The organism is Atlantibacter subterraneus (assembly GCF_007570865.1).
GTDB classification, from domain to species: Bacteria; Pseudomonadota; Gammaproteobacteria; order Enterobacterales; family Enterobacteriaceae; genus Atlantibacter; species Atlantibacter subterraneus.
This window is the reverse complement of sequence record NZ_VLPS01000017.1, coordinates 1-2,209: the sequence shown is the minus strand read 5'-3', so window position 1 is coordinate 2,209 and position 2,209 is coordinate 1. Positions and strand designations below refer to the sequence as shown.

Here is a 2,209-nt window from a genome sequence, read left to right as displayed (position 1 = left end):
ATGCCAGCGTGCCTTCTCCCGAAGTTACGGCACCATTTTGCCTAGTTCCTTCACCCGAGTTCTCTCAAGCGCCTTGGTATTCTCTACCTGACCACCTGTGTCGGTTTGGGGTACGATTTCGTGTTACCTGATGCTTAGAGGCTTTTCCTGGAAGCAGGGCATTTGTCACTTCAGCACCGTAGTGCCTCGTCATCACGCCTCAGTGTTAACAGCGTTCCGGATTTACCTGGAACACCCACCTACACGCTTAAACCGGGACAACCGTCGCCCGGCCGACATAGCCTTCTCCGTCCCCCCTTCGCAGTAACACCAAGTACAGGAATATTAACCTGTTTCCCATCGACTACGCCTTTCGGCCTCGCCTTAGGGGTCGACTCACCCTGCCCCGATTAACGTTGGACAGGAACCCTTGGTCTTCCGGCGAGCGGGCTTTTCACCCGCTTTATCGTTACTTATGTCAGCATTCGCACTTCTGATACCTCCAGCAGACCTCACAGTCCACCTTCAACGGCTTACAGAACGCTCCCCTACCCAACAACACATAGTGTCGCTGCCGCAGCTTCGGTGCATGGTTTAGCCCCGTTACATCTTCCGCGCAGGCCGACTCGACCAGTGAGCTATTACGCTTTCTTTAAATGATGGCTGCTTCTAAGCCAACATCCTGGCTGTCTGGGCCTTCCCACATCGTTTCCCACTTAACCATGACTTTGGGACCTTAGCTGGCGGTCTGGGTTGTTTCCCTCTTCACGACGGACGTTAGCACCCGCCGTGTGTCTCCCGTGATAACATTCTGTGGTATTCGTAGTTTGCATCGGGTTGGTAAGCCGGGATGGCCCCCTAGCCGAAACAGTGCTCTACCCCCACAGATGAATTCACGAGGCGCTACCTAAATAGCTTTCGGGGAGAACCAGCTATCTCCCGGTTTGATTGGCCTTTCACCCCCAGCCACAGGTCATCCGCTAATTTTTCAACATTAGTCGGTTCGGTCCTCCAGTTAGTGTTACCCAACCTTCAACCTGCCCATGGCTAGATCACCGGGTTTCGGGTCTATACCCTGCAACTTAACGCCCAGTTAAGACTCGGTTTCCCTGCGGCTCCCCTATACGGTTAACCTTGCTACAGAATATAAGTCGCTGACCCATTATACAAAAGGTACGCAGTCACACCCAAAAGGTGCTCCCACTGCTTGTACGTACACGGTTTCAGGTTCTTTTTCACTCCCCTCGCCGGGGTTCTTTTCGCCTTTCCCTCACGGTACTGGTTCACTATCGGTCAGTCAGGAGTATTTAGCCTTGGAGGATGGTCCCCCCGTATTCAGACAGGATGTCACGTGTCCCGCCCTACTCATCGAGTTCACAGCATATGCGCTTTCGTGTACGGGACTATCACCCTGTACCGCCGGACTTTCCAGACCGTTCCACTAACACACATGCTGATTCAGACTCTGGGCTGCTCCCCGTTCGCTCGCCGCTACTGGGGGAATCTCGGTTGATTTCTTTTCCTCGGGGTACTTAGATGTTTCAGTTCCCCCGGTTCGCCTCGTTAACCTATGTATTCAGTTAACGATAGTGCAACGAGTTGCACTGGGTTTCCCCATTCGGACATCGTCGGTTATAACGGTTCATATCACCTTACCGACGCTTTTCGCAGATTAGCACGTCCTTCATCGCCTCTGACTGCCAGGGCATCCACCGTGTACGCTTGGTCGCTTAACCTCACAACCCGGAGCAGTTTCTGCTTCGTGCTGCAAGTGTTTGAGAGACTCTGGCATGGCATCATCATTTCTTATTACGGAGAAATGCGACGGCATGCCGTTTCAATTTTCAGCTTGTTCCGGATTGTTAAAGAGCAAAACTTCGCAGTGGACCTTTTCAGGACCACTCTGAAGTTTTCTGGTATCTTGCAGTAAAGATGGTGGAGCTATGCGGGATCGAACCGCAGACCTCCTGCGTGCAAAGCAGGCGCTCTCCCAGCTGAGCTATAGCCCCATCGTAGTGAAATCCCGTCAACCGCAATTTTTCCTGAGACAAGGCGTGGAACGGCGAAGCATAGTGAACTATGCGAGCTGTTTCACAACGCAGTATCAGGGAAAATTTGGTAGGCCTGAGTGGACTTGAACCACCGACCTCACCCTTATCAGGGGTGCGCTCTAACCACCTGAGCTACAAGCCTGCAGAGATTTTTACTGCTCGTTTTCTATCAGACAATC

Annotated in this window: 2 tRNA genes and 1 rRNA gene; all 3 read right to left on the bottom strand. The window is 52.5% G+C overall.

Annotated elements, in window-relative coordinates:
- Window positions 1-1,715 (bottom strand): 23S ribosomal RNA (locus FND52_RS21765); the annotation flags it as partial.
- A 197-nt stretch (window positions 1,716-1,912) separates the two neighbouring features.
- Window positions 1,913-1,988: transfer RNA gene (locus tag FND52_RS21760), tRNA-Ala, on the bottom strand.
- A 107-nt stretch (window positions 1,989-2,095) separates the two neighbouring features.
- Window positions 2,096-2,172, bottom strand: a tRNA-Ile gene (locus tag FND52_RS21755).
- Window positions 2,173-2,209 lie beyond the last annotated feature (37 nt).